Source organism: Streptomyces sp. RP5T (genome assembly GCF_003933965.1).
Taxonomy (GTDB): domain Bacteria; phylum Actinomycetota; class Actinomycetes; order Streptomycetales; family Streptomycetaceae; genus Streptomyces.
In genome coordinates this window covers 1-4,159 of sequence record NZ_RSAJ01000680.1, presented here as the reverse complement: position 1 = coordinate 4,159, position 4,159 = coordinate 1, and the positions used below count along the sequence as shown (strand labels likewise).

Here is a 4,159-nt window from a genome sequence, read left to right as displayed (position 1 = left end):
CCCTCCAGCGGCGGAGCCAGCACCCCGCCGTGGGTGCGGCACTCCGGCCGCCGGCACCCCGCCGGCAGCGACCGCACCGTCGCGAAGGCGACCACCGCCCCCACGACCAGCAACCCCGCGCACACCACCATCGCCCGCCCGAACGCGCTGTCGAACGCCGTGGGCGACAGGTACGCCTCCTCCCCCATCCCCGCGACCAGCGGCAACGCGGCCACCGCGATCAGCCCCGCCGCCCTCGCCGCCGCGTTGTTGATCCCGCTCGCCAGTCCCGCCCGGGACGCGTCCACCGACCCCAGCACGGTCGCCGTCAGCGGCGCGACCAGCGTGACCATGCCGGTGCCGAGGACGAGCAGCGCGGGCAGGACGTCGGCCGGGTACGAGGCGTCCGGCCCGACCCGCAGCATCAGCAGCATCCCCGCCGCGCACAGCAGCGGGCCGACGGTGAGCGGGATACGCGGGCCGATGCGGTCGGCGAGGGCGCCCGAGCGGGCCGAGAACAGCAGCATGAGGGCGGTCGTCGGCAGCAGGGCCGTACCCGCCTGGAGGGCCGACCAGCCGACCACCACCTGGAGCTGGAGCGCGGCCAGGAAGAAGAACCCGCCGAAGGCCGCGTACACGCACAGGGTCACCAGATTGACGGCCGTGAACTGCCGGGACGCGAAGATCCCGAGCGGCATCATCGGATCGGGCCGACGCTTCTCCACGGCGACGAAGGCCACCCCGGCGGCCACCCCCGCGACCGCCGAGACGGCGACCAGGACAGACCCGGAGCGGGCCTCGATCAGCGCGTACGTCACCAGCGCGAGCGCCACCGCGCCGAGGACCGCGCCGAGGACGTCGAACCGGCCGTGGTCGGACCGTCCGTCCGCGGACTCCGGGACATGCCGTACGGCGATCGGCGCGCACACCAGCGCGAGCGGGACGTTGAGCAGGAACACCCACCGCCAGCCCGGCCCGTCCACCAGCCAGCCGCCCACGAAGGGCCCCACGGCCGCCCCGATGCCGCCGAATCCGGACCACAGCCCGACGGCCCGGCCCCGGTCGTCGGGGTGGAAGGAGGCCTGGATCAGGGCCAGGGAGCCGGGTGTCAGCAGGGCGCCGCCCACTCCCTGGAGGGCCCGGGCGGCGATGAGGACCCCGGCGTTCGGGGCGAGTCCGCACAGCAGCGAGGCCGCCGCGAACCACACGACGCCCACCACGAAGACCTTGCGGCGGCCGTACCGGTCCCCGAGGGAGCCGCCGAGCAGGATCAGCCCGGCCAGCGTCACCATGTACGCGTTGGCCGTCCACTGGAGGGCGGCGAGGTCGGTGTCCAGGTCGCGGCCGATGCGCGGCAGGGCGACGTTGACGACGGTCGAGTCCAGCATCGCCATGCTGGAGCCGAGGACGGTGGTGAGCAGGATCCACTTGCCCTGCGGGGAGGCCAGCCGGACGTCGGGCATGACCCCAGGTATACAGCGAGCCCGGCGCCGTGGCACCGGGCTCGCGGAAAACGCGGGGACTGCTTGATCGCGGGGACTACTTGATCTTCGTGCCCGCCGAGCGCAGGTTCTGCGTGGCCTCGACGACGCGGGCGGCCATCGAGGCCTCCGCGAGCTTGCCCCAGGTGCGCGGGTCGTAGGTCTTCTTGGAGCCGACCTCGCCGTCGACCTTGAGGACGCCGTCGTAGTTGCGGAACATGTGGTCGGCGACCGGACGCGTGAAGGCGTACTGCGTGTCGGTGTCGATGTTCATCTTGACGACGCCGTTCTCCAGCGCGGTGCGGATCTCCTCCTCGGTGGAGCCGGAGCCGCCGTGGAAGACGAAGTCGAAGGGCTGGGCGCCGGCCGGCTTGCCGAACTTGGCGGCGACGCCGTCGTTCAGCTCCTTCAGCAGGTCGGGGCGGAGCACGACGTTGCCCGGCTTGTACACACCGTGGACGTTGCCGAAGGAGGCGGCCAGCAGGTAGCGGCCCTTCTCCCCGAGGCCGAGCGCCTCGGCCGTGCGGATGGCGTCGTCGACGGTCGTGTACAGGGAGTCGTTGATCTCGTGCGAGACGCCGTCCTCCTCGCCGCCGGTCGGGGTGATCTCGACCTCAAGGATGATCTTGGCGGCGCGGGCGCGCTCCAGGAGCTCCTGGGCGATGGAGAGGTTGTCGGCGAGGGTCTCCGCCGAGCCGTCCCACATGTGCGACTGGAACAGCGGGTTGCCGCCGGCCTTCACGCGCTCCTCGGACACGGCGAGCAGCGGGCGTACGTACCCGTCGAGCTTGTCCTTGGGGCAGTGGTCGGTGTGCAGGGCGACGGTGACCGGGTACTTCTCGGCGACGATGTGCGCGAACTCGGCGAGGGCCACGGAACCCGTGACCATCTCCTTGCTGTACTGGCCGCCCAGGAACTCGGCGCCACCGGTCGAGATCTGGATGATGCCGTCGCTCTCGGCCTCGGCGAAGCCACGCAGCGCCGCGTGCAGGGTCTGCGTCGAGGTGACGTTGATGGCCGGGTAGGCGAACTTGCCCGCCTTCGCCCGGTCGAGCATCTCGTTGTAGACCTCGGGGGTTGCGATCGGCATCTGTCCGCTCCTTGTATCTGCGGGTTGGCGTACTACGTGCTTACGGCCCTGACCTAGACCTTGTGTGGGGGCTCGACGTCGTCGTCGGCCCCATCCTTCCAGACTTGGCCGGATGGTCCATCCCCTGGTCAGTCCCTGGTCACTCCCCGGTCAGTCGAGTCCCAGCTCGTCCTTCGAGTACGCGAAGAGGTAGGGCACGCCCGCGCCCTGTTCGATCTTCTCGGCTGCGCCCGTCGCGCGGTCCACGATGGTCGCGACCGCGACGACCTCGGCGCCCGCCTCGCGCACCGCTTCGACCGCGGCGAGCGGGGAGCCGCCGGTGGTGGAGGTGTCCTCGACGACCAGCACCCGGCGCCCGGCGATGTCGGGGCCCTCGACCCGGCGCTGCATGCCGTGCGCCTTCGCCGCCTTGCGCACGACGAAGGCGTCCAGGTGCCTGCCGCGCGCGGCGGCCGCGTGCAGCATGGCGCCGGCGACCGGGTCGGCGCCCATGGTGAGACCGCCGACCGCGTCGAAGTCCAGGTCCGCGGTCAGGTCCAGGAGCACCTGGCCGACCAGCGGGGCTGCCTCGCCGTCGAGGGTGACGCGGCGCAGGTCGACGTAGTAGTCGGCCTCAAGTCCCGAGGACAGGGTCACCTTGCCGTGGACCACGGCCTTGTCGAGAATCTGCTGCCTGAGGGCGGCGCGTGCGTCAGTCATGCCTGTCAGCTTAGAGGCGCCGCCAGCTCCAGGTCGTCGAGGCCTCCAGCGGCTCCAGGGGCGTGACCAGGCGCGGCAGCGTGTTCAGGCCGTTGGGCGGCCCGGTCTGCGGCTCCACGCAGACGGCGGCCTCCTGCTCGTCGTAGACCACGACCCACTCCTCGCGGCTGGCGACCTTCAGCTCCAGCTGCCGGGGCCAGGTGAGCGTGACGTCGACGCCGCCGGGCATGCCGAAGCAGTCGTCCCAGGGGCCGGGCTTCGGGTCGAGGCGGTTGCCGGTGGGCAGGTGGTCGTCGCCGCGCTCCTCCTGCCAGGCCGCGGTGAAGTCGATCCGGACGGGCTCGCCGCCGTCGAGGGCGCGGTTGAACCAGGGGTGCCAGCCGATCTGGGCCGGGAAGGAGGAGTCGTACGTCTCCACGGACATCGTGAGCGTCAGGGCGTCCGGGGTGAGAGCGGCGACCTGGGTGACACGGCCCGGGTAGGGCCAGGGCTCGACGAGGTCGTACGTGAGGACCGCCTCGTCGGTGGACGTGCGGGCGATGCTCCAGGCGCCGTCACGGGCCGTGCCGTGGATGGCGTGCGGCGGGGAGTTGAGCGGCATCTGGTGGACCTCGGCCCCGTCACGGAACCGTCCGTCGCGGATACGGCCGCACCAGGGGACCATCGGGAAGCAGCCGAACCGGTCGCCCTGGCGCAGCAGTTGGACGCCGCCGACCCGAAGTCCCCCGACCCGTGCGCCGTTTCCCGGCTGCAAGGTCACCTCCGCGTCGCCCGCGGTCAGTGTGATGTCTTCATGGCTCACGGGACGACACTACTGGGCGGCCGCTCAACGGCGTTTCCGCAGTGCCCTTCCCAGCACGATCGCCGACGCCAGGGCCACGGCCGCGGCCGGTGCCGCCCAGCGCAGGGG

Annotated in this window: 4 protein-coding genes; all 4 read right to left on the bottom strand. The window is 72.1% G+C overall.

Annotated elements, in window-relative coordinates; genetic code table 11:
* On the bottom strand, positions 1–1,442 hold a 1,442-nt coding region (locus EHS43_RS39045), incomplete at its 3' end, for an MFS transporter (protein ID WP_125195318.1).
* A gap of 76 nt (positions 1,443–1,518) precedes the next feature.
* Positions 1,519–2,550, bottom strand: a complete 1,032-nt coding sequence (gene fbaA / locus EHS43_RS39040) for a class II fructose-bisphosphate aldolase (RefSeq protein ID WP_030319767.1) — start codon at positions 2,548–2,550, stop codon at positions 1,519–1,521.
* Positions 2,551–2,700: 150 nt separating this feature from the next.
* On the bottom strand, positions 2,701–3,249 hold the full coding sequence (gene pyrE, locus EHS43_RS39035) for an orotate phosphoribosyltransferase (RefSeq protein ID WP_125195317.1): 549 nt from the start codon (positions 3,247–3,249) through the stop codon (positions 2,701–2,703).
* Positions 3,250–3,259: 10 nt separating this feature from the next.
* Positions 3,260–4,051, bottom strand: coding sequence for an aldose 1-epimerase (locus EHS43_RS39030; RefSeq protein ID WP_125195316.1), 792 nt, complete (start codon positions 4,049–4,051; stop codon positions 3,260–3,262).
* Positions 4,052–4,159 lie beyond the last annotated feature (108 nt).